General features: G+C 57.3%; 22 protein-coding genes. 12 read left to right on the forward strand and 10 right to left on the reverse strand.

What is annotated here, in order from left to right; all coding sequences use genetic code 11:
* The first annotated feature begins 3 nt into the window (after nucleotides 1-3).
* Genes QMG90_RS05685 through QMG90_RS05705 form a run of 5 tightly spaced genes read left to right on the forward strand, consistent with a single transcriptional unit; the run spans nucleotide 4 to nucleotide 5,040 of the window.
* Nucleotides 4-1,593, forward strand: coding sequence for a hydrogenase 4 subunit F (locus QMG90_RS05685; protein ID WP_283282962.1), 1,590 nt, complete (start codon nucleotides 4-6; stop codon nucleotides 1,591-1,593).
* On the forward strand, nucleotides 1,590-3,323 hold the full coding sequence (locus QMG90_RS05690) for a hydrogenase large subunit (protein ID WP_346733136.1): 1,734 nt from the start codon (nucleotides 1,590-1,592) through the stop codon (nucleotides 3,321-3,323). Before QMG90_RS05685 ends, QMG90_RS05690 begins: the two co-directional genes overlap by 4 nt.
* A gap of 10 nt (nucleotides 3,324-3,333) precedes the next feature.
* Complete coding sequence (gene hyfH, locus QMG90_RS05695) at nucleotides 3,334-3,888, forward strand: hydrogenase 4 subunit H (protein WP_283282963.1); 555 nt, start codon at nucleotides 3,334-3,336, stop codon at nucleotides 3,886-3,888.
* Nucleotides 3,881-4,636 (forward strand): NADH-quinone oxidoreductase subunit B family protein, encoded by a 756-nt coding sequence (locus tag QMG90_RS05700; protein WP_283282964.1) that lies wholly within the window; start codon nucleotides 3,881-3,883, stop codon nucleotides 4,634-4,636. Before hyfH ends, QMG90_RS05700 begins: the two co-directional genes overlap by 8 nt.
* Entirely contained in the window at nucleotides 4,633-5,040 is a 408-nt protein-coding gene (locus tag QMG90_RS05705; protein WP_283282965.1) for a formate hydrogenlyase maturation HycH family protein, read from the forward strand. Before QMG90_RS05700 ends, QMG90_RS05705 begins: the two co-directional genes overlap by 4 nt.
* A gap of 22 nt (nucleotides 5,041-5,062) precedes the next feature.
* On the opposite strand, the gene QMG90_RS05710 is transcribed toward QMG90_RS05705, so the two are convergent.
* Nucleotides 5,063-6,754 (reverse strand): sigma 54-interacting transcriptional regulator, encoded by a 1,692-nt coding sequence (locus tag QMG90_RS05710; RefSeq protein WP_283282966.1) that lies wholly within the window; start codon nucleotides 6,752-6,754, stop codon nucleotides 5,063-5,065.
* 167 nt (nucleotides 6,755-6,921) lie between these two features.
* On the opposite strand from QMG90_RS05710, the gene hycI reads away from it, so the two are divergent.
* Complete coding sequence (gene hycI, locus QMG90_RS05715) at nucleotides 6,922-7,377, forward strand: hydrogenase maturation peptidase HycI (protein WP_283283895.1); 456 nt, start codon at nucleotides 6,922-6,924, stop codon at nucleotides 7,375-7,377.
* 80 nt (nucleotides 7,378-7,457) lie between these two features.
* Here hycI and QMG90_RS05720 read toward each other — a convergent pair whose 3' ends face one another.
* The gene (locus tag QMG90_RS05720; protein WP_283282967.1) at nucleotides 7,458-8,882 is read right to left on the reverse strand and encodes a 6-phospho-beta-glucosidase; all 1,425 of its coding nucleotides are present in this window, start codon (nucleotides 8,880-8,882) and stop codon (nucleotides 7,458-7,460) included.
* A gap of 24 nt (nucleotides 8,883-8,906) precedes the next feature.
* Nucleotides 8,907-10,352 carry a PTS cellobiose/arbutin/salicin transporter subunit IIBC gene (gene ascF, locus QMG90_RS05725; RefSeq protein WP_283282968.1) on the reverse strand — a complete coding sequence of 482 codons (1,446 nt, stop codon included), beginning with the start codon at nucleotides 10,350-10,352 and terminating at the stop codon, nucleotides 8,907-8,909.
* 203 nt (nucleotides 10,353-10,555) lie between these two features.
* Here ascF and QMG90_RS05730 point away from each other — a divergent pair, with 203 nt between their 5' ends.
* The 3 genes from QMG90_RS05730 to hypF all read left to right on the forward strand — a co-directional run bounded on the left by QMG90_RS05730 (nucleotide 10,556) and on the right by hypF (nucleotide 14,561).
* On the forward strand, nucleotides 10,556-11,569 hold the full coding sequence (locus tag QMG90_RS05730) for a LacI family DNA-binding transcriptional regulator (RefSeq protein ID WP_283282969.1): 1,014 nt from the start codon (nucleotides 10,556-10,558) through the stop codon (nucleotides 11,567-11,569).
* Between the two features lie 133 nt (nucleotides 11,570-11,702).
* The gene (gene hydN, locus QMG90_RS05735; protein ID WP_283282970.1) at nucleotides 11,703-12,248 is read left to right on the forward strand and encodes an electron transport protein HydN; all 546 of its coding nucleotides are present in this window, start codon (nucleotides 11,703-11,705) and stop codon (nucleotides 12,246-12,248) included.
* Nucleotides 12,249-12,311: 63 nt separating this feature from the next.
* Nucleotides 12,312-14,561 (forward strand): carbamoyltransferase HypF, encoded by a 2,250-nt coding sequence (gene hypF, locus QMG90_RS05740; RefSeq protein WP_283282971.1) that lies wholly within the window; start codon nucleotides 12,312-12,314, stop codon nucleotides 14,559-14,561.
* Nucleotides 14,562-14,565: 4 nt separating this feature from the next.
* Here hypF and gutQ read toward each other — a convergent pair whose 3' ends face one another.
* The 7 genes from gutQ to srlA form a co-directional block, all read right to left on the reverse strand.
* Nucleotides 14,566-15,531, reverse strand: a complete 966-nt coding sequence (gene gutQ / locus QMG90_RS05745) for an arabinose-5-phosphate isomerase GutQ (RefSeq protein WP_283282972.1) — start codon at nucleotides 15,529-15,531, stop codon at nucleotides 14,566-14,568.
* On the reverse strand, nucleotides 15,524-16,297 hold the full coding sequence (srlR, locus tag QMG90_RS05750) for a glucitol operon DNA-binding transcriptional repressor SrlR (RefSeq protein ID WP_283282973.1): 774 nt from the start codon (nucleotides 16,295-16,297) through the stop codon (nucleotides 15,524-15,526). Before srlR ends, gutQ begins: the two co-directional genes overlap by 8 nt.
* A 68-nt stretch (nucleotides 16,298-16,365) precedes the next feature.
* The gene (gene gutM, locus QMG90_RS05755) at nucleotides 16,366-16,725 is read right to left on the reverse strand and encodes a transcriptional regulator GutM (protein ID WP_283282974.1); all 360 of its coding nucleotides are present in this window, start codon (nucleotides 16,723-16,725) and stop codon (nucleotides 16,366-16,368) included.
* Nucleotides 16,726-16,769: 44 nt separating this feature from the next.
* Nucleotides 16,770-17,549, reverse strand: a complete 780-nt coding sequence (srlD, locus tag QMG90_RS05760) for a sorbitol-6-phosphate dehydrogenase (RefSeq protein ID WP_054177669.1) — start codon at nucleotides 17,547-17,549, stop codon at nucleotides 16,770-16,772.
* Nucleotides 17,550-17,566: 17 nt separating this feature from the next.
* Complete coding sequence (gene srlB, locus QMG90_RS05765; protein WP_283282975.1) at nucleotides 17,567-17,929, reverse strand: PTS glucitol/sorbitol transporter subunit IIA; 363 nt, start codon at nucleotides 17,927-17,929, stop codon at nucleotides 17,567-17,569.
* A gap of 12 nt (nucleotides 17,930-17,941) precedes the next feature.
* Nucleotides 17,942-18,916 (reverse strand): PTS glucitol/sorbitol transporter subunit IIB, encoded by a 975-nt coding sequence (gene srlE / locus QMG90_RS05770; RefSeq protein WP_283282976.1) that lies wholly within the window; start codon nucleotides 18,914-18,916, stop codon nucleotides 17,942-17,944.
* Nucleotides 18,913-19,476, reverse strand: coding sequence for a PTS glucitol/sorbitol transporter subunit IIC (gene srlA / locus QMG90_RS05775; protein ID WP_049849912.1), 564 nt, complete (start codon nucleotides 19,474-19,476; stop codon nucleotides 18,913-18,915). Before srlA ends, srlE begins: the two co-directional genes overlap by 4 nt.
* A 227-nt stretch (nucleotides 19,477-19,703) precedes the next feature.
* Here srlA and mltB point away from each other — a divergent pair, with 227 nt between their 5' ends.
* The 3 genes from mltB (at nucleotide 19,704) to recA (ending at nucleotide 22,578) form a co-directional block, all read left to right on the forward strand.
* Nucleotides 19,704-20,786, forward strand: a complete 1,083-nt coding sequence (gene mltB / locus QMG90_RS05780) for a lytic murein transglycosylase B (protein WP_283282977.1) — start codon at nucleotides 19,704-19,706, stop codon at nucleotides 20,784-20,786.
* Between the two features lie 144 nt (nucleotides 20,787-20,930).
* On the forward strand, nucleotides 20,931-21,428 hold the full coding sequence (gene pncC / locus QMG90_RS05785; RefSeq protein WP_283282978.1) for a nicotinamide-nucleotide amidase: 498 nt from the start codon (nucleotides 20,931-20,933) through the stop codon (nucleotides 21,426-21,428).
* Nucleotides 21,429-21,513: 85 nt separating this feature from the next.
* Complete coding sequence (gene recA / locus QMG90_RS05790) at nucleotides 21,514-22,578, forward strand: recombinase RecA (RefSeq protein ID WP_283282979.1); 1,065 nt, start codon at nucleotides 21,514-21,516, stop codon at nucleotides 22,576-22,578.
* Nucleotides 22,579-22,604 lie beyond the last annotated feature (26 nt).

Consider the following 22,604-nt stretch of genomic DNA (forward strand, 5'->3'; position numbering starts at 1 on the left):
ACCATGAGTCATAATGCTATTTTCACTTTACTCATTGCCACGCCGCTGCTGTTTTCGCTGCTGGCATTTGTCTGCAGACCGCTTGGCGCGGCGGCCCGCACAGCGGTGACGCTGCTGCACGGCCTCGGCATTCTCGCGCTGCTGGGCGTCACGTTCTATGCCGTTCGCGCGGTCTGGCTGCAGGGGGAGATTTTCTCCGACAACCTGTGGCTGCACGTGGACAGCCTGAGCGCGCTGTTTCTCGCCATTCTCGGACTCATCGGTTTCCTGACCGGGCTGTATTCGATGGGGTATATGCGTCATGAGGTAGACGAAGGGGAAATTTCCGTCGCCACGCTGTGCAACTACTACGGTTTCTTCCATCTGTTCCTGTTCACCATGATGCTGGTGGTCACCAGTAATAACCTGATTGTGATGTGGGCGGCGATTGAAGCCACCACGCTCAGTTCGGCGTTTCTGGTGGGCATTTACGGTCAGCGCTCTTCGCTGGAAGCGGCGTGGAAGTACATCATCATCTGTACCGTCGGCGTGGCGTTTGGCCTGTTCGGTACTATCCTGGTGTACGCCAACGCGGCAAGCTTTATGCCGGATCCGGGCAATGCCATTTTCTGGACCGAAGTGCTGAAATATGCCGGGCAACTTGACCCCACGCTGATGCACCTGGCGTTTGTGTTCGTGCTGATTGGCTTTGGTACCAAAACCGGGCTGTTCCCGATGCATGCCTGGCTGCCGGACGCGCACAGTGAAGCGCCAAGCCCTACCAGTGCGTTGTTGTCGGCGGTGCTACTCAACTGCGCGCTGCTGGTGATCATTCGCTTCTACATCATCATTAGCCAGGCCATCGGCCCGCAGTTCCCCAGCACATTACTGCTGATCTTCGGCCTGCTGTCAGTGGCGGTGGCGGCGTTCTTCATTCTGGTACAGCACGACGTTAAACGCCTGCTGGCCTATTCCAGTGTGGAGAACATGGGGCTTATCGCCGTGGCGCTGGGGATTGGCGGCCCGCTGGGCGTGCTGGCGGCGCTGCTGCACACTCTCAACCACAGCCTCGCGAAAACACTGCTGTTCTGCGGTTCCGGTAACGTACTGCTCAAGTATGGCACGCGTGATCTGGGCGTGGTGCGCGGCATGCTCAAATTGATGCCATTCAGCGCGGTGCTGCTGGCAGGCGGTGCACTGGCCCTCGCCGGTATGCCGCCCTTCAACATTTTCCTCAGTGAATTTATGACCGTGACCGCAGGGCTCGCGGCCGGGCATCTGGGGCTGACCATCGTCCTGCTGTTGCTGTTAACGGTGGTGCTTGGTGGTCTGGTGCGGATGGTGGCCTGCCTGCTGTTTGGCGCGGCGCCTGAGGCCACCAGCCGCGGTGAGCTTGGTCTGCTGACCACGCTGCCGATGGCGATCCTGCTGGCGCTGATGCTGCTGATGGGCACGCATATTCCGCAGCCGGTCAGCCACATGCTGGAAAACGCGGCCTCGGTGGTGATGAAAGCCTCCCCGCAGCAGACGTTTCAGTGGCCCTGGGCGGCGAGTCGTGCCACATCCTCGAATCACAGTGATTGCACCCGCGAGTGTGCTGGAGAAATGAAGTGAGTTATCAACAATATATGAACGGTCTTGCACAGGGCGATCTCCGTGGTATGGGCTATGTGGCGGCGGTGCGGGAGAAATTCCCCGGCGCTATTCTTGAGGAAGAACGTCAGACTAACGACCAGCTCACCATCACCGTCAAAATGAACGTGATGCCGGAGATTGTCGAATTTCTCTACTATCAGTGCGGCGGCTGGCTGCCGGTGCTGTTCGGCAACGACGAGCGTACGCTCAATGGCCATTTCGCCGTTTACTATGCGCTGTCGATGGAAGAAGGGGAGAAGTGCTGGGTAGTGGTGAAGGCGCTGGTGGATCACTCTCTCGAGTTCCCGTCTGTCACGCCCCGCGTTCCGGCGGCGGTGTGGGGCGAGCGCGAAATTCGTGACATGTTCGGCCTGAAGCCAATTGGTCTGCCGGATGAGCGCCGACTGGTGCTGCCGGATGACTGGCCGGACGATATGCACCCGCTGCGTAAAGACACCATGGACTATCGCCAGCGCCCGGCGCCCACCACGGAGACCGAAACCTATCCGTTCATCAACGATGGCGACAAACGTTCGCGCGTCGTCCCCGTGGGCCCGATGCATATCACCTCTGATGAGCCAGGCCACTTCCGGTTGTTTGTCGATGGCGAGCAGATTGTTGATGCCGATTACCGTCTGTTCTACGTGCATCGCGGCATGGAAAAACTCGCCGAAACGCGAATGGGCTATAACGAAGTCACCTTCCTCTCTGACCGCGTGTGCGGTATCTGTGGCTTCGCTCACAGCGTGGCGTACGCCACATCGGTCGAAAATGCGTTAGGCATCGTGGTACCGCAGCGGGCACACACCATTCGCTCGGTGCTGCTGGAGGTCGAACGCCTGCACAGCCACCTGCTGAATATCGGGCTTTCCAGCCATTTCGTCGGCTTCGACACCGGTTTTATGCAGTTCTTCCGCGTGCGTGAGAAGTCGATGACCATGGCGGAGTTGCTCACCGGTTCGCGCAAAACCTATGGCCTCAACCTGATTGGCGGTATTCGCCGCGACATTCTGAAAGAGCAACGGATTAAAACCCTGCAACTGGTGCGCGAGATGCGGGCCGAGGTCAGCGATCTGGTTGAAATGCTGCTGGCGACGCCGAACATCGGACAGCGTACCCAGGGCGTCGGGATCCTCGACCGCAAAGTGGCGCGCGATTACAGTCCGGTTGGCCCGTTGATCCGCGGCAGTGGTTTCAAACGCGATATGCGCTTCGACCACCCGTATGCTGATTACGGCAACCTGCCGAAAACGCTGTTCTCTTTCGACGGCGGCGATGTGTTTTCCCGCGTCATGGTTCGCGTAAAAGAGACCTTCGATTCACTGGCGATGATCGAATACGCGCTGGAAACCATGGGGGAAGGGCCGTTGCTGACCGAGGGCTTTACCTATCAGCCGCACAAATTCGCACTGGGGTATGTCGAAGCGCCACGCGGCGAAGACGTCCACTGGAGCATGCTCGGCGATAACCAGAAGCTCTTTCGCTGGCGCTGCCGTGCGGCGACCTACGCCAACTGGCCGGTGCTGCGCTACATGCTGCGCGGCAACACGGTTTCCGATGCGCCGCTGATTATCGGGAGCCTCGATCCGTGCTACTCCTGTACCGATCGCGTGACCTTAGTGGATGTGCGTAAACGCAAGTCCACCACGGTGCCATACAAAGAGATTGAACGTTATGGCATTGAGCGTACACAGTCGCCGCTTAAGTAAGGATTGAACGATGCTGAAACTGTTTAAAACCATCCTGAAAGCGGGTGAACCGACGGTGAAATACCCGTTCAAACCGCTGGAGGTGTGTCCGGGCTTCCGTGGCAAACCGGAGCTGGATCCGCAGCAGTGCATCGCCTGTGCCGCCTGTACGATGGCGTGCCCGGCCAATGCGCTGACCATGGAAACCCATCCGGAAAGCAACGAGCGCATCTGGCAGTTGTTTATCGGCCGCTGTATTTTCTGCGGCCGTTGCGAAGAAGTGTGCCCGACGAGCGCCATTCGGCTGTCGGAGGATTTCGAGCTGGCGGTGACTAACAAAGCTGATCTGTACGTGAAAGCGGTGTTTCGTCTGGAACACTGTGTGGCGTGTCATCAGCCCTTTACGCCGGAAAAATCGGTGCAGTATGCCGTGGAGCTGCTGCGCCATTCCGGGGTCAGTGACGAGGCGCTGGCGGGCATGAGTACGCAATTCAGTACCTGTCCGGCGTGCAAACGCAAGCAGACTCTCGCCAGCCATGACCGGCAGCCCATCAGTTTTACCGTCGCGGAGGAGCGCCATGAGTGAATTTAATCATCACGTCAGCCAGCCGATTACGCTGACCGACGATGTCGCGCGGATGAAGCAAACGCTACTGAAAGATATTAAGCGTTCTGCTTATGTTTACCGAGTGGACTGCGGCGGCTGTAATGGCTGTGAGATCGAGATCTTTTCCGCCATCACCCCGGTCTTTGATGCCGAGCGCTTTGGTATCAAGGTCGTGGCCTCACCGCGCCATGCCGATATTCTGCTGTTTACCGGCGCCGTCACCCGCGCCATGCGCATGCCTGCGCTGCGGGCGTACGAGTCGGCACCGGACCCGAAAATCTGTATCTCTTACGGGGCCTGCGGCGTTGGCGGCGGGATTTTTCATGATCTCTACTGCGTCTGGGGCGGCAGCGACACCATTGTACCGGTGGATGTGTGGATCCCCGGCTGTCCGCCAACGCCCGCAGCCACTATCCACGGCTTTGCTGTGGCGCTGGGGCTGCTGGAGCAAAAACTCAAAGGGGTTGAGCACGTTCAGGGCGAAGACGAAAAACCGGCGCTGATCCTGCCTGAGATTCCGTTGAGCCTGCGCGTCTCGGTTGAACGCGAAGCGCGGCGGATGGCGGGTTACCGACAGGGGAAAATGATCAGCCACCGCTTCCTCGAACTCCTGCAACACCAGGAGACCGCGGGCGTGGAAGCCTGGCTTAAGCAGGAGAATGATCCCCGGCTGGCGGAAATTGTGCAGCGGCTGACGGGCATTGTTGCCGGGCAGGTGGTGGCATGAGCGAATCAGGAAAAGTCACCTTCTGGTCGCTGCGGCAGAAGTTTGTCGACAGTGACGATGATGTTCCCGCTGAGAGCCAGCAGGTGATGTACTACTCGCTGGCGATTGGTCACCACGTCGGCATGATTGACTGCCTGAAAACGGAGCTGCAGTGTCCGCTGGAAGGGTACAACGACTGGCTGACGCTGCTACCGGAAGGGGAAGGACGGCGCAAGCTGAGCGGATTGCTGAAGTTCGGCGAAATCACCATCGACGCGACGCACACCTCGCTGCTGGCTTATACCGTTGATGCGCTGAGCAAAACCGGCGCCGAGCCTTTCAAAAGCTGGAGCCTGCGTCTGATTGAACTGCTGGCAGAGATTGAGCGCGAGCCGGCTATCTACCTCATTGCGAAGCGTCACTGACGCGCATCTGATGCGGGAGCGGTTACAGCTCCCGCGTATTAATTCCCAGCCGCTGCATTCTCGACAATAACGTGGTGCGTTTCAGCCCAAGCTTGTTGGCTGCTCCTCTCGGTCCGGCGACAATACCGTTGGTTTCACGCAGCGCCTGCAGAATACGCGCCCGCTCGTCGTCGTCGTTTTCCGGCGTTTGCGGGTCGAACATAGCGGGCAGTTTGCGCGTGGTGATGTGAACAGGGGCGACCGGAGCCGTTGCCGGGGGGATTTTCAGCTCGTTGAGTTGCAGGTTCAGCGTGCTGCCTTCGGTGAGGATCACCGCGCGTTCAATCACGTTCTGCAGTTCCCGCGCGTTACCTGGCCACGGGTAGCGACACAACGCCTGGATCCCGGCGGCAGGCACGGTATCGATGGTTTTATTCATGCGCGCCGCCAGCTTGCGGGTAAAGCTGGTCACCAGCGGCGGAATATCCTCCGGGCGATCGCGTAGCGGCGGCACTTCCACCGGGAAGACGTTCAGGCGGTAAAAGAGATCGCTGCGGAAGGTTTTCTCGTCGACCATCTGCTTCAGATTGCGGTTGGTGGCCGCTACCACGCGCACGTCCACCGGGATCACCTGGTGACCGCCCACGCGTTCAATTTCACGCTCCTGGAGAACCCGCAGCAGTTTGGGCTGAAGCTCAAGCGGCATATCGCCAATCTCGTCGAGAAACAGCGTCCCGCCTTTCGCCATTTCAAAACGTCCGATATGGGTGCTGGTGGCGCCGGTGAATGCCCCTTTCTCATGACCGAACAGATCGCTTTCCAGCAGACTTGCCGGAATAGCCGCACAGTTTATTTTCACCAGCGGCCCGGCAGAACGTGGGCTGAGCTTATGGATTGCGCGGGCGATAAGCTCCTTGCCGGTACCCGTTTCTCCCAGTAGTAAAACCGTGCTGTCGCTGGTGGCGACGATTTCCACCTGGCGGAGTAAATTTTTCATCGCCGTGCTTTGAAAAATAATGTCGTTCAGGCTTTCGGCATTCTGGATTTGTTCGTTAAGCCAGGTATTTTCCTGTTTTAACGTATCCTTAAGTCGGGTTATTTCATCCCAGGCGTTGGAATTATCCACGCCAATGCTGATCCGCGAGGCAATTTGCCCTAACAGGGAACAGACGGCGGGGGTAAATGCGCTGATATCGGTATGGGCAAGGATCAGGATCCCCGGCGAGTGGGAATTAAAGGTCAGCGGTAATAACAGCGCGACCTGCATGCCAGCACAATAAAGATCGTGCAACAGCGGTTCAGTGGTTTCTGCGCTCAGGGCAACCGCCTGCGGATGCTGGAGCCGGTTTTGAATATCGCTCTCTGCCAGCGAATAGTTTTTCTGCTCGCAATAATAGCCCTGGTTTTCATTCCACAGGCAGTGGGTAACCGGGAAATGGCCCGTATTACCGCCATCAAGAAAAGCGATGGCAACTGAAGGAATGGCGAAGTAGCGGTGAATATCTTCCGAGATGGCGCCGACCATTCCGTCCCGGTCGAGGTGCGCGAGCACCGAGTTAGTGATATCCACCAGAATACGATATTCGTCTCGTTCGTCTTTTAACTGATGAAAGAATTCCAGCAGTTCCGGTTCGACGCCGGAATTAATCATTGCTATCAGATGGTTATTCCACTCTTCATTCGAGATGGGAATGGTTCTTATTTTCTTGCCTGACAGCTTCTTTACATCATTCATCTGTTCAGCCTGTTCGGGAGATATCGTCTGATAGTAGCAATGATTCAGCAATACTATTTAAGATCATTATTCATGTGCAGCGTGCAATATAAGATATCCGGCGCTGAGATTTCGTTGATATCAGTAGGTGTTTCTTCAATTAAGACAGATACAGGTGGGAGATGAAGGTGACCAGCGTATTACTGTGTGTCGGCAATAGCATGATGGGTGACGACGGTGCCGGTCCGTTGCTGGCGGAAATGTGTGCCGCTGCGCCACAAGGTGAATGGATTGTTTTCGACGGGGGAAGCGCGCCAGAACGAGAAGTGGCGGCGATTCGCGAACTCCAGCCACAGCGCCTGATGATTGTCGATGCCACCGACATGGGGCTCGATCCTGGCGAAATTCGCATCGTTGACCCGGACGATATCGCGGAAATGTTCCTGATGACCACGCACAACATGCCGTTGAACTACCTGGTGGATCAACTGAAAGAAGACGTTGGAGAGGTGATTTTTGTCGGCATTCAGCCGGATATTGTCGGGTTTTATTATCCGATGACACCGAACATCAAGGCGGCGGTGGAAACTGTTTATTCGCGTCTGGCAGGGTGGGAAGGGAACGGCGGATTTCTTCCGCTCTGAGCTGTGCCGGGCGGCGCTTCGCTTGCACCGGCCTACGGTTTTGTAGGCCTGGTAAGCGAAGCGCCACCGGGCAAAACAAACTACGCTAAATCTGCCCCGTTACTGGCAATCACTTTCTTATACCACCAGAACGATTTCTTGCGCGTACGCGCCAGCGTGCCGTTGCCTTCGTCATCGCGATCAACATAGACAAAACCGTAACGCTTGCTCATTTCTCCGGTCGAGGCGGCCACCAGATCAATGCAGCCCCAGGTGGTGTAACCTATCAGCGGGATCCCGTCGTCAATGGCGTCGCGCATCGCTTTGATGTGCTCGCGCAGGTAATCGATGCGGTAGTCGTCGTTGATCTCGCCACTAGCATCCGGTTCATCGCGCGCGCCAAGCCCGTTCTCCACCAGAAACAGCGGCTTCTGGTAGCGGTCGTACATCATGTTCATGGTGATACGCAGCCCCAGCGGATCAATACCCCAGCCCCAGTCGCTGGCCTCGAGATAAGGGTTTTTCAGCGACTTAACAACGTTCGCCGCGCTGGTGTTGTTGGTGTTCATCTCCGCCGACGCGCAGCGTGAGGCGTAATAGCTGAAGGAGACGAAATCGACGGTGTTTTTCAGTACCTCGTCGTCGCCCGGATCTTTAACAATCACTACCCCTTTTTCACGAAACACCCGCGCGGAATAGGCTGGATAAGCGCCGCGCGCCTGCACATCAATAAAGAACAGGTTTTCGCGATCCTTCTCCAGCGCTGTCCAGACATCTTCCGGTTTGCAGGAGTAAGGGTAAAAATTGCCGCCTGCCAGCATGCAGCCGACCTGGTTGTCCGGGTTGATCTCGTGGGCGATTTTCGTCGCCAGCGCGCTCGCCACCAGCTCATGATGCGCCGCCTGATACTTCACCTGATCCTGATTTTCACCTGCTTCAAACACCAGTCCGGCACCGGAGAAGGGGCTGTGCAGCATGATGTTGATCTCGTTGAAGGTCAGCCAGTATTTCACCAGACCGTCAAAGGCTTCAAAACAGGTGCGCGCATAGCGGGTAAAGAAGTCGATCATCTTGCGGTTGCGCCAGGAGCCATATTCCGTCACCAGATGCATCGGCACGTCAAAATGGCACAGCGTCACCAGTGGTTCGATGTTGTACTTTTTGCACTCTTCAAACACCGAACGGTAAAAGGCGATCCCCGCTTCGCAGGGAAACGGCTCGTCACCGTTCGGGTACAGGCGGCTCCAGGCGATGGAGGTGCGAAATACGCTGAACCCCATCTCCGCCATCAGCGCGATATCCTCTTTGTAGCGATGATAAAAATCGATCGCCACGTGGCTTGGGTAAAATTCGTCGTCACGCAACTGAAAACGCTTTTCCAGACCCAGCTTGACCGGCATTCTGCCTGCGCCGTGTGGGATCATATCGACGGTGGTTAATCCCTTGCCGCCTTCCTGATACGCGCCTTCAGACTGGTTGGCGGCCAGTGCGCCGCCCCATAAAAACCCTTGCGGAAAACTCGACATCCGTTACCTCTTTACTGTGTTAATTCAGGCTTTTGCCGCGTTGGTATCGGCGGCATGCAGCGCCCGGGCTTTCGCTGCGTCCTCTTCAACCGGGATATCCTCAAAGCCAAGCAGCAGCGTCAGGACAAAGGACAGTACGACCGCCAGCGCCATCACGCCAAACACCCAGACGATGGAAACCGGGTTGGCCGGGTCAAAGAACTGGACACTGGTGAACAGGCCCGGTGCTGCCATCGAATGGCTGGCAAGCCCGGCGACACCGGCGACCGCGCCGCAGACAAAACCGCTGATCAGGCTGGCGATAAGTGGGCGTTTCAGGCGAACCGCCACCCCGTACAGCGCCGGTTCAGAAATCCCCGCCAGAATGGCGGACGCCGCAGCGGCCAGCGCCGTCTGGCGCAGTTCCGGGTTTTTGGTTTTCCATGCCACCGCCAGTGAAGAGCCGCCGAGCGACAGGTTCGCGCCGATTTCCGACGGCATAACCATGCCCTCTTTGCCGGTTTCGGCGATGGTCTGAATAATGGTCGGAGTAAACACGCGGTGCATCCCGGTCATCACCAGCAGCGGCCACAGAGCGCCCATAATGGCGACCGACAGCCAGCCGAGGTAGCCGTGAATGGTGTACACCAGTGCAGAAATCGCGCTACCGATCCAGATGCCAATCGGCCCAATTAACAGGATAGCCAGCGGCGCCGCGATCAGCACAATCAGCATCGGCTTGAGGAAGTTTTTGGTCACTGCCGGGGTGATTTTGTCGACCCAGCGTTCGATGTACGACAGGCACCAGGTCATCACCAGTGCCGGGATAACCGTATAGGTGTATTTCACCGCGGTGACCGGAATCAACGCGAACTGCACCTGCTCGCCCTGGGCGGCTTTCGCCATCAGGTCGATAAACGCCGGATGCACCAGCACACCAGCAATGGCAATCGCCAGCGACATGTTGGTTTTGAATTTTAGTGCGGCTGAAGCCGCCACCATCAGCGGCAGGAAGAAGAACGCGCCATCGCCGATGACCGTCAGAATGGTCAGCGTGGGCGACGCTTTTGGCAGCGCGCCGGACATTTCCAGCACCATCGCCAGCAGTTTGATCATAGAGCCGCCGATAATGGCCGGGATCAGCGGCGACATGGTGCCGATCAGCGCGTCGAGGATCCCGGCGCCGATGCGGCGGAGCGTCAGCTTCGGTTTTTCCGTCGGCTCTGCGGGTTTGAGATCTCCCGGCAACAGGGCGACCACTTCCTGATAAGCCTGGGAGACGGTGTTGCCGATAATCACCTGGCATTGATTGTCGCTGCGCACCACACCCAGCACGCCATTGAGGCTTTTCAGCGTTGCACTGTCGACGCGGTCGTTATCTTTCACCACGAAGCGCAGCCGGGTCATGCAGTGGGTGACTGCGGTAATATTATCGACGCCACCGAGAGCATCGATGACGGCGCGGGCCAGAGCCGGATAATTTTTGGACATCGGATTGTCATCCTGTTTTAGGGGTACGAATATCACGTAGGAAACCGGTTCCACAAAATCATGATGAGTTTCATAATGTGAAGCAAGATATCATCCAAATCATTTTTTCGTTTTGTGATTCAGATCGTCAATTGCAGCGGGGTGCTGAAAAAGCACAACGGCTGAAGTACACTGCGAAGATTAATTTCAAATGGATACGCAACATGGCAACGATGCTGGAAGTGGCAAAGCGTGCCGGGGTCTCGAAGGCCACGGTTTCCCGGGTGCTATCGGGGAATGGCTATGTCAGCCAGGAGACCAAAGATCGCGTTTTTCACGCCATCGAAGAGAGCGGTTATCGGCCGAATCTGCTGGCGCGCAATCTGGCGACGCAAAAAACCCAGACGCTGGGTCTGGTGGTCACCAACACGCTTTATCACGGCGTTTATTTCAGTGAGCTGCTGTTTCATGCCGCGCGGATGACAGAAGATCAGGGGCGTCAGCTGATTCTGGCGGACGGTAAGCACAGCGCCGAAGAAGAGCGCGAGGCGATCCAGTATCTGCTTGATATGCGCTGCGACGCGATCGTGATTTACCCCCGTTTTCTCAGCGTCGAAGAGATGGATGAGATCGTCGAGAGTCACTCGCGGCCGATTGTGGTGCTGAATCGCCGCCTGCGGCATAACAGCAGCCACAGCGTGTTCTGCGATCACAAAGCCACCAGCCAGGCGGCGGTCGAACAGCTGATTGCGCTGGGCCACCGCGACATTGCCTTCGTGACGGGTTCGCTCGATTCGCCGACCGGTGTGGAACGTCTTTCGGGTTACAAAGAGGCGCTGTCCCGGCACAACATCCCGCTGCGCGAGTCGTTGATCGTGTCGGGTAAATGGACGCCCGCCAGCGGTACGGAAGCGGTAGATACACTGCTGGCGCGGCAGGAAACGTTCAGCGCGATTGTCGCCAGCAACGATGACATGGCGGTCGGCGTCCTCAAGCAGTTGCATCATCACGGCGTGCAGATACCGCAGCAGGTGTCGGTGATCGGGTTCGATGACATCGCGTTAGCGCCGTATATGATCCCGTCGCTGGCGAGCGTCAGAATTCCTGTCACGGAGATGATCAAAGAGACAATTGACCGGGTGATTTTTATGCTCAACGGCGGTGAGTTTAAATTACAACAACGCTTTACCGGCGAGCTGATTTCGCGCGATTCTGTCACACACGGGCCGCACGCCTGATGTCGTCAGCTGTCATCGTCACAAGTGTCGATGACAGCGTTCCTGTATTGTAATTTCTCAATAAATCAATCAATTAAAAGATGGCGTGATTTATGCATTCTTCCGACGTTAACTGTTAATGCTGGAGAACTGGATGAACCGTTTCATCATCGCTGATGCGAGCAGATGTATTGGCTGCCGCACCTGTGAAGTGGCCTGCGTGGTTTCCCATCAGGAAAATCAGGACTGCGCGGCGCTGACGCCACAAACCTTCCTGCCACGTATTCATGTGATTAAAGGCGTGAACGTCTCCACGGCTACCGCCTGTCGCCAGTGCGAAGACGCGCCCTGCGCCAACGTCTGCCCGAACGGCGCCATCAGCCGCGATCAGGGCTTTGTGCATGTGATGCAGGAACGTTGCATCGGTTGCAAAACCTGCGTGGTGGCCTGCCCGTATGGCGCGATGGAAGTGGTGGTGCGCCCGGTGATCCGCAACAGCGGCGCGGGGCTGAAAGTGCGGGCGGAAAAAGCCGAAGCTAACAAGTGCGATCTCTGCTTTCATCGCGTCGACGGCCCTGCCTGCATGGCGGCGTGTCCGACCCACGCGCTGGTGTGCGTCGACCGCAATAAACTCGAGCAGCTCAGCGCAGAAAAACGCCGCCGTGCGGCGCTCGACACCCACGTGTCGCTCCCCTTTTAAAATCTCGTCAACCGCGCTAATGTCGGCGTGAAAGGGCAGGTAGCGACGACATAAGCGAGGCACATGAACAGTAACGGCGTACAGCTGCGCATTCGCGGCAAAGTGCAGGGAGTCGGTTTTCGACCTTTTGTCTGGCAACTGGCCTGCCAGTCTCAGCGCGTGGGCGATGTCTGTAACGATGGCGCGGGCGTGCTGATCCGTCTGCTGGGCGAGGAAGGAGATTTCATCACTCAGTTGCAGGCGCACTGCCCACCACTGGCGAAAATCGACAGCGTGGAACGTTCGCCGTTTGACTGGTCGCCGATCCCCACTGACTTTACGATCCGCGAAAGCGGTGCGGGCAGTATGGCGACGCAGATCGTCCCCGATGCGGCCACCTGTGCGGAATGCGTCGCCGAAATGAATGATCCGCGCGATCGCCGTTACCGTTACCCCTTTATCAACTGTACCCACTGCGGTCCGCGCTTTACCATCATCAACGCCATGCCTTATGACCGTCCTTTTACGGTGATGGCGGCGTTCCCGTTGTGCGCCGACTGCGACGCCGAATATCGCAATCCGGCGGATCGTCGTTTCCACGCCCAGCCAGTGGCATGCCCCGTCTGCGGGCCACAACTACAGTGGCAACAGGGAACGCAAACGCAACATAAAGAAGCGGCATTGCAGGCGGCGATTGATCTGCTGCGTACTGGCGGCATTGTCGCCATCAAAGGTATCGGCGGTTTTCATCTCGCCTGCGATGCCCGTAACGACGCGGCTGTCGCGCTGCTGCGTGCGCGCAAACATCGCCCGGCGAAACCGCTGGCGGTGATGATCCCGGATGTCAGCATTGTTCCGCCCGCGGCACGTCAGTTGTTAATGACGCCGGCCGCGCCCATCGTGCTGGTGGCGAAATCCTGCATGCCCGATCTGAGCGACGCCATTGCGCCGGGGCTGGATGAAGTGGGCGTGATGCTGGCGGCGAATCCGTTGCAGCATCTCCTGATACAGGCGCTTCAGTGCCCGCTGGTAATGACCTCCGGCAACCTGAGCGGCAAACCGCCCGCCATTACCAATGCGCAGGCGCTGGCCGATTTACAGGGGATCGCCGACGGATTTTTATTGCATAACCGCGATATCGTACAGCGTATGGACGACTCGGTGGTTCGCGCCAGTGGCGAAATGCTGCGCCGTTCGCGGGGTTACGTGCCGGATGCACTACCATTGCCGCCGGGGTTTGCCGATGTTCCGCCCATACTGTGTCTGGGCGCCGATCTGAAAAATACCTTTTGCCTGGTGCGCGGTGATCAGGCGGTACTGAGTCAGCATCTTGGCGATTTGAGTGATGAGGGCGTTGAAAAGCAGTGGCGCGATGCGCTGACGCTGATGCAGGACATCTACGATTTCACGCCGCAGCGGGTGGTGGCGGACGCGCACCCGGGTTACTGCTCATCGCAATGGGCGGCATCAATGGCGCTGCCGGTACAGACGGTTCTGCATCATCATGCTCATGCTGCCGCCTGTCTTGCCGAACACGGCTGGCCACTCGCGGGTGGCGATGTGATCGCCCTGACGCTCGACGGCACCGGGATGGGCGAACACGACACGCTGTGGGGCGGGGAGTGCCTGCGCGTTAATTATCGCGAATGTGAGCATCTTGGCGGCCTCCCGGCAGTGGCGCTACCGGGAGGCGATCTGGCGGCGCGTCAGCCGTGGCGAAACCTGCTGGCGCAGAGTCTGGCGTTCATCCCGGACTGGCAGCAGGAACCGCAGTTGCAGAAGTTGCAGGGGTATAACTGGCCGGTGGTGGCGCGGGCGATTGACAAAGGCATTAACGCGCCGAAGGCGTCCTCCTGTGGGCGTCTGTTTGATGCGGTGGCCTGCGCGCTGGATTGCGCGCCAGAAACATTGAGTTACGAAGGCGAGGCTGCCTGTCTGCTGGAAGCGCTCGCCGCAACCTGTGAGGATCGCAATCATCCGGTGACGCTACCCTGCCGGGAAGGCGAGCTTGATCTCGCTACGTTCTGGCAGCAGTGGCTGCACTGGCAGGCGACGCCCGCACAAAAAGCCTGGGCATTCCATGATGCGCTGGCGCAAGGGTTCGCCGCGCTGATGCGCTACCATGCGTTGTCCCGTGGCATTCAGACGCTGGTGTTCAGCGGCGGCGTAATGCACAACCGCCTGTTGTGCGCACAGTTGTCGTTGTACCTGAGCGATTTCACGCTGCTTTTCCCGTCGCGTTTACCGGCAGGTGATGGCGCAATTGCCTTCGGTCAGGCGGTAATTGCCGCTGCGAGCAGAGAAACCCCCGGCAGGCGAACTGTCCGGGGATGAAGCCTTAGAGAATACCGGCCTGATAGAAGTTTTGCAGGTTGATGGCGCCGCACAGCCGACCCTGTTCATCAACCACCGGCGCGGCGCTGATTTTGTGGCGCATCAGGATCTCTTTGGCGTCGATGGCGCGCTCCTGCGCCTGTAGCGTCACGCCGCCGCGGGTCATCGCTGTGTCCACCGCATCGTTGAGCGAGCCGCCTTTGACCAGCCAGCGACGCAGATCGCCGTCGGTGAAAACGCCTTCCACGCCGCCGTTTTCATTGCAGACCGCCACCAGACCCAGCCCGGTACGGCTCAGCTCCAGCATCGCGTCCATCACGCTGGCGCTGTTGCTGACCTGCGGTACTGCGTCATCCTTGCGCATCAGATGATGCACATGATTCAGCAGGCGTGCGCCCAGCGCCCCTGCCGGGTGCGAACGGGCAAAATCCTCTTCACTGAAACCGCGCGCCTGCATGACTGCCATCGCCAGCGCATCGCCCAGCATCAGGGTATTGACCGTACTGGAGGTGGGTGCGAGGTGCATCGGGCAGGCTTCCCGCTCGACGGAAATATCCAGCACCGCAGCGGCGGCCAGCGCCAGCGGCGACTGCGATTTGCCGGTCATCGCCAGCAGCGCGACGTTGCGCTCTTCAAGGCGGGGAATAATCAGTTCCAGCTCTTTTGCACTGCCGGAGTAGGAGATAAACAGCATGACGTCGCGGCTGTCGATCATCCCCAGATCGCCGTGCAGCGCTTCCGCCGGGTGAACAAAAAACGCAGGGGTACCGGTGCTGGCGAAAGTGGCAGCGAGTTTTTTGCCGATATGCCCGGATTTCCCGATGCCGGAGACGATCAGCTTGCCTTTGCAGTTGATGATGGTTTCCGCCGCGCGGACGAAGCTTTCGTCGAGGCGATCCGGGAGTCGGCTGGCTTCCTGCAGTTCCAGTAACAGCGTCTGACGCCCGGTGTTCAGCAGAACATTACTCATGAGGTTCTCCGGTAATAATGACATCAATGCCCTTCGCTTCGAGGGCCTCGCGGAACGCCGGGTCGATACCGGCGTCGGTAATAATTTTGTCGACTGTCTCCAGACCGCAGACAATGTTCGGGCTCTTGCGGCCAAACTTCGAGGAATCCGCCATCAGGATCACCTCGCGGGCTGCGTTGCACATCGCTTTGCTGACCGTATACACCTCGTTAAACGTGGTGACGCCGGCGATCAAATCAAGGCCATCGGTGCCCATAAACAGCTTGTCGAAGCTGAACTGCTCGAAGGCGTTTTCCGCCAGCTGGCCGTGGAACGAGGCTGATTTTTTGCGAAAGGTGCCGCCCGGCATCAGGATCGTCTGCTCGTTATCAAACTCCGCGAGCGCGTTGACAATATGCAGGCTGTTAGTCATCACGGTGATATTACTGAAGCGGTTGAGGAGCGGAACCATTTGCAGCACAGTGCTGCCCGCGTCGAGGATAATCGAATCGCCATCATGAATGAAACGTACCGCCGCGTCGGCGATTAGCGCTTTTTTATGGGTGTTGATCAGCGTTTTATGATCGATGGGCGGATCCGCTTCATCTTTATTCAGCACGACACCGCCGTAGGTGCGAATGACCGTGCCTGCATGTTCGAGAGCCACCAGATCCTTTCGAATGGTTGTGCCGGTCGTGTCAAAGTGCTGCGCCAGCTCTTCAACCGAACCTTTTCCCTGCGCCTGCAGGTATTCAATAATCGCTGCCTGGCGCTGACGTGGTTTCATAAGCGTTAGTATCCTGCGTTCAGATTTCACAATGATAATTTCGCAAGATATAAACGTTCGAAACGAAATTATCCATGTTTCAATTTAAGCGCTAATGATAGTGCATTCTGACAGAGCGGATCATGGGGAAAGATCACATCAGGCTGTAATTCCTTGAGCGGTTTTCCTTCCAGTCCGGTGATTTTTTTCGGCCTGGCAAAGACGGTTAAGCCTCTCATTATTAACGTATCGACGACGTTATCGTTATTATCCAGCGCGATCGCCACAACAACGCGGGGTTTGAAGCGCCCCCCTGAACGACCCACGCCTACGCGGCCCTGCTGGCAGAGCTTGTCAAATGCGCGATTAAACAGGTGGATCTGCCAGCCGCCAAACGCCATCTGTAACAGCCAGGCGATAACGGCCACCGCGATTAATGCAGAAACCATGCTTCCCTCCTTGTAATATCGGCCCCAGAGCGGGGCCGATTTTATCAGAACATCACCTGTCCGCCGGTGATATTGATCGACTGTCCGGTGCAATACGCGGCACCCGGGCTTGCGTAGAACAGCAACACGTTCAGTACATCCTGATAGTCGCAGCCGCGCTTGAGCGGGACTTTGTCGATGTAATACTGCTCGACTTCATCGGCAGCGATGCCCAGTTTCTCTGCATATTGCGGCAGCAGCGACTGGAACATCGGCGATTTCAGCAGGTTACCCAGCATCAGTGAATGCACGGTAATGCCGTATTCCGCCAAATCGAGCGCCAGCGACTGTGTCAGCCCGACGCCGCCAAACTTCGCGGCGCTGTACCCGGAGTTGTGTTTACTGCCCACTTTGCCGGATTTCGAGTTGATCTGAATGATCCTGCCAGCGATGCCGTCGCGGATCATCAGGCGGGAAAACTCGCGGGCGCAGAGGAAATAGCCCACCAGATTGACCTGCAACGACCGATCAAAATCACCTAACGTAAAATCACTGATAAACGCGGCTTTCGCGATCCCTGCGCTATAGATAAGTAAATCAACGCGACCGAAAACATCATCTACTCCCCGGGAGAGCGCCTGAACGCTGGCTTCGCTGGTGGCATCCGAGCCAAAACCATACGCCATTCCCTCACCATATTGAGCGTTAATTTCCTGTGCGACGTGGTTGGCTTTTTCACTCTGAATATCCACCACCGCCACACGATACCCTTCAGCAGCAAGCCCGTGGCACAAAAATGCGCCTAACGTTTGTCCTCCACCGATGACAACGGCAACCTGACTCATCTCTTTCTCCTTACAACTTAAGCTAAAAATTTCAGAACGCAGCCCGGTGCGATAGCGACCGGAACCGGACCGGCAACGTGGACGGTGCCCGGGAATTCCGCTGTGGTTTGCCCGTCAAAGCGCAGCGTGATGTGGCCCAGCTCGCGCAGGTTTTGTTCCGCGACGTCACCTACCGCGGTTACCGGATAGCGATGCTCACCCAGTTCCAATGCCGCCCCGGCATGCAGCGAGCCGGAAAGCTCGCCATGACAGTGAATAAAGCAGTACTCCTCGATATCGGCAGGCGCTCCCTCGCGAAAGGTGATTAACATGCTGTCTTCCAGTGCCAGACAGGCGCTGGCACCAATTTGGGTAATCGTGGTCTGGTAAATGACCGTCATTTTCGGAACCTCTTATTGATAAATAAATCCGGAAACAAACCAGGCAATCAGTACCGTTGGCGCACCGGTCAGGAAGCGGCTGACCAGCACGGAGGGCACGCCCACGCGCACGGTCTCCTGGCGCGCTTCCGCCAGCGACAGTCCAACAGGAATAAAGTCACACGCCGCCTGGGCGTTAATGGCAAACAGAGCGGGCAGCGCCAGATGCGGCGGAATGTTGCCCTGACCAATCTGCACACCAATCAGTACACCGATAACCTGCGCAATGACCGCGCCTGGCCCAAGGAAGGGCGACAGCAGCGGGAACGAACAGATCAGCGCCAGCGTCACCAGACCCAGCGGATGGCTGGCAAGCGGTGCGAGTCCGTGCGCAATCCAGTCGCCAAGCCCTGACGCCATGATGATCCCGATAAGCGCCGACACGAAGGCCATAAAAGGAAGAATGGTTTTCAGCACCGTGTCGATGGTGTCGCGTCCGGCCTGGAACAGCACGGCAACGGCAGAACCCATTCCCATCCCGACTTTGGCCAGCAGACCGTCGCTCTGTTCGGTGATTTTTTTGCTGGTGTCGTATTCACGCGGCGCGGCTTTAGCGGCGGGCTGCGTAGCCTGCTGCGGCGCGTCGCCAGCGAGACGAATGTTCTCTTCTTTCACCCCGGAGACATAAATATCTTCGGTGATGTACTGCGCCAGCGGGCCGGATTTCCCTGTGGCGTGGATATTGACGGTAGGAATACGTCGTTTCGGATAGAGCCCGCAACGCAGCGTGCCGCCGCAGTCGATGATTGCCACACCAATTTCATTTTCCGGCGGCTCGCCTTCTTTAAAACCGTCCACCGCCTGCCAGCCTGTCAGCTCAGCCAGCCGGTCAACAATGGCCGGACGCGTTCCTGCCGTGATGTAGACAATCTTTTTCCCGTCCGTCACGTCCAGTTCCAGCGGGCCGCCCCAGCCGCTGGCGCCTTTCTCTATACGAATACGCGTCATGATGTTGCCCCTGTTAAATGCACTTTCTGCTCAAGCTCAATGGCCATCTTTTTCTCAAAAATCGAGGTGGTCAGGTCGGTGACCCAGCCGCGGAAGAAGTTCGTCACCAGACCGACCAGCAGATAGCTGACGGCCAGCGGGCCGAGCGGTAAACCGAGCGTGGTCAGGCCGCTGGCGATGCCGAGATAAACAAACAGTTCGCCGGGGTTGATGTGCGGGAATAAACCGTTCATGGAGTGGCAGCTGTAGGAAGCTGCGGCGTAGTAGCTGGGCTTGTATTTTTCCGGCATAAAGCGGCCGAGGCTCAGCGTCATTGGGTTACAGAACACAAAGGTGCCGATGCAAGGCAGCAACAGATAGCGGCTAACTGGATTTCCCGCACACTTTTGCGCCAGCTTTTCGATTCGGTGTTGACCGATAAAGTTGATCAATGCGTTCATGATCACCAGCAGACTGATCAGCAGCGGCAGGATCCCGGTCACCATCCCGGTGAAGACCTCCCCGCCTTTCTGAAACAGCCCGATGAACCATTCGGCACCATGGGTAATGGTTTCTATCATTATTATCTCCTTCAGAGGTTTTATTTTTCATCTCGTGAGCCATTTTAATCACTTTGAAAGATTTAAAAGTGTTATTGCGATCTCAAAATGAAAGATAAATCTTTTAATTTGAAAGATTGTTGGGAAAGGAGAAAAAATGACGTGCCGGGGAGAGTACTGCTTCCTTGTCGGCGGTGGGATGCTTTACCATACTCATTTCTTGCCGAAATTTGTTGAATGGATATCCCATGTTGAAGCGTCGTTTCCTGGCTTTGCTCCCCCTCGCTGTTCTGATCGCTGCCTGCAGCAGCTCACCGAAAACCACCGCCCCGCAAACGGCAAATTCCCCCGGGTCTTCTGGCAGATTTTTGCTGGAGCCGCAGCACAATGTGATGGTGATGAGCGGCGACTTCGCTAATAACCCGGCAGCGGAGCAGTTCATCGATAAGATGGTGAGTAAGCACGGTTTCAACCGGGAACAGTTGCACGACATTTTGTCGCAGGCCAAACGGCTTGATTACGTGTTGCGCCTGATGGACCGACAGGCACCAACGGCGCAGGTGCCGACCGGACCTAACGGCGCGTGGCTGCGCTACCGCAAGCAGTTCATCACGCCGGATAACGTGCAAAACGGCGTGGCGTTCTGGAATCAGTATCAGGACGCGCTGAACCGCGCCTGGCAGGTCTATGGCGTGCCGCCGGAAATCATCGTCGGTATTATCGGCGTTGAAACCCGCTGGGGGCGCATCATGGGCAAAACCCGTATTCTCGACGCGCTGGCGACGCTCTCCTTTAACTACCCACGCCGCGCGGAATACTTCTCCGGCGAGCTGGAAACGTTCCTGCTGATGGCGCGTGACGAACAGGACGATCCGCTCGATCTGAAAGGGTCGTTTGCCGGGGCGATGGGCTACGGCCAGTTCATGCCGTCTTCCTATAAACAGTACGCGGTGGATTTCAACGGCGACGGTCACATCAACCTGTGGGATCCGGAAGACGCTATCGGCAGCGTGGCAAACTACTTCAAACAACACGGCTGGGTGGCAGGTGACTCCGTGGCGGTACTGGCGACAGGCCAGGCGCCAGGGCTGGAAAACGGCTTTAAAACCAACTATAACGTCGCGCAGCTGACTGCCGTGGGTTTGTCGCCCACACAATCGCTGGGGAACCATCAGCGGGCGAGCCTGCTGCGTCTGGATGTCGGCACTGGCTATGAGTACTGGTACGGCCTGCCGAACTTCTACACCATCACCCGTTATAACCACAGCACCCACTATGCGATGGCCGTCTGGCAACTGGGGCAAGCCGTGGCGCTGGCGCGCGTACAGTAATCATCATGCGCCCTTTCTGCCCGGCGGAAAGGGCGTGCCGGACGATTTTTCTGAAGCCTCCTCGTAAAATCTTCACGTCATCCCCATCTTCGTGTGGAAAGTGGTATCGTGAGGCTCCTCATTTTTGGCTATTCGGGGTGATGTATGACCGATCAAGAATTGATGCAACTGAGCGAGCAGATTGGACAGGCGCTGAAGGCGCAGGGGGCAACGGTCACCACGGCGGAATCCTGCACTGGCGGCTGGATTGCGAAAGTGATCACCGATATCGCGGGAAGCTCCGCCTGGTTTGAGCGCAGCTTTGTCACCTACAGTAATGAAGCCAAAGAGCAGATGATTGGTGTACGCGGTGTAACGCTGGAGACGCACGGCGCCGTCAGCGAACCGGTGGTGGTTGAAATGGCCATCGGCGCATTGCGGGCAGCAAGAGCCACCTACGCGCTGTCAGTGAGTGGCATTGCCGGGCCGGATGGCGGCAGCGAGGCAAAACCGGTGGGTACCGTCTGGTTTGGTTTCGCCTGCGCCAATGGGCAGGGAATTACGCGCTGCGAACAGTTTACTGGCGACCGCGATGCGGTGCGCCGTCAGGCCACTGCCTACGCGCTAAATACCCTCTGGCAACAATTTCTACAAAATACTTGATACTGTATGATTGTACAGTATAATTGCTTCAACAAAACAGAGTTTACCCGGTAACACCCGGCATGAAAGCATGACAGGAGTAATAATGGCTATCGACGAAAACAAACAGAAAGCGTTGGCGGCAGCACTGGGCCAGATCGAAAAACAATTCGGTAAAGGCTCCATCATGCGCCTGGGTGAAGACCGCTCTATGGATGTAGAAACCATCCCGACCGGCTCGCTTTCACTGGATATCGCACTGGGCGCAGGCGGTCTGCCAATGGGCCGTATCGTCGAAATCTACGGGCCGGAATCTTCCGGTAAAACCACGCTGACGCTGCAGGTGATTGCCGCCGCACAGCGTGAAGGTAAAACCTGTGCCTTTATCGATGCGGAACACGCGCTGGACCCAATCTACGCTCGCAAGCTGGGTGTTGATATCGACAACCTGCTGTGTTCCCAGCCGGATACCGGCGAACAGGCGCTGGAAATCTGTGACGCGCTGGCGCGCTCCGGTGCGGTCGACGTTATCGTTGTTGACTCCGTCGCGGCGCTGACGCCGAAAGCGGAAATCGAAGGCGAAATCGGCGACTCTCACATGGGCCTCGCGGCACGTATGATGAGCCAGGCGATGCGTAAGCTGGCCGGTAACCTGAAACAGTCCAACACGCTGCTGATTTTCATCAACCAGATCCGTATGAAAATTGGTGTGATGTTCGGTAACCCGGAAACCACCACCGGGGGTAACGCGCTGAAATTCTACGCTTCCGTACGTCTGGATATCCGCCGTATCGGTGCGGTGAAAGAGGGCGACAACGTCATTGGTAGCGAAACCCGCGTGAAAGTGGTGAAAAACAAAATTGCGGCACCGTTCAAACAGGCTGAATTCCAGATCCTCTACGGCGAGGGTATTAACTTCTTCGGCGAGCTGGTTGATCTCGGCGTGAAAGAGAAGCTCATCGAGAAAGCCGGTGCATGGTACAGCTACAACGGCGACAAAATCGGTCAGGGTAAGGCTAACGCAATTAGCTGGCTGAAAGAGAACCCGGCTGCGGCGAAAGAGATCGAGAAGAAAGTGCGTGAGCTGCTGCTCGGCAACCAGACCTCCACACCGGACTTCGCTGTTGATAGCAGCGGTGAAGGCGTAGAAGAAACCAACGAAGATTTCTGATGACGTTATAAACAAGAAAAAGGGCT

Origin of the sequence: Trabulsiella odontotermitis, assembly GCF_030053895.1 — a bacterium.
Lineage (GTDB): Bacteria > Pseudomonadota > Gammaproteobacteria > Enterobacterales > Enterobacteriaceae > Trabulsiella > Trabulsiella odontotermitis_C.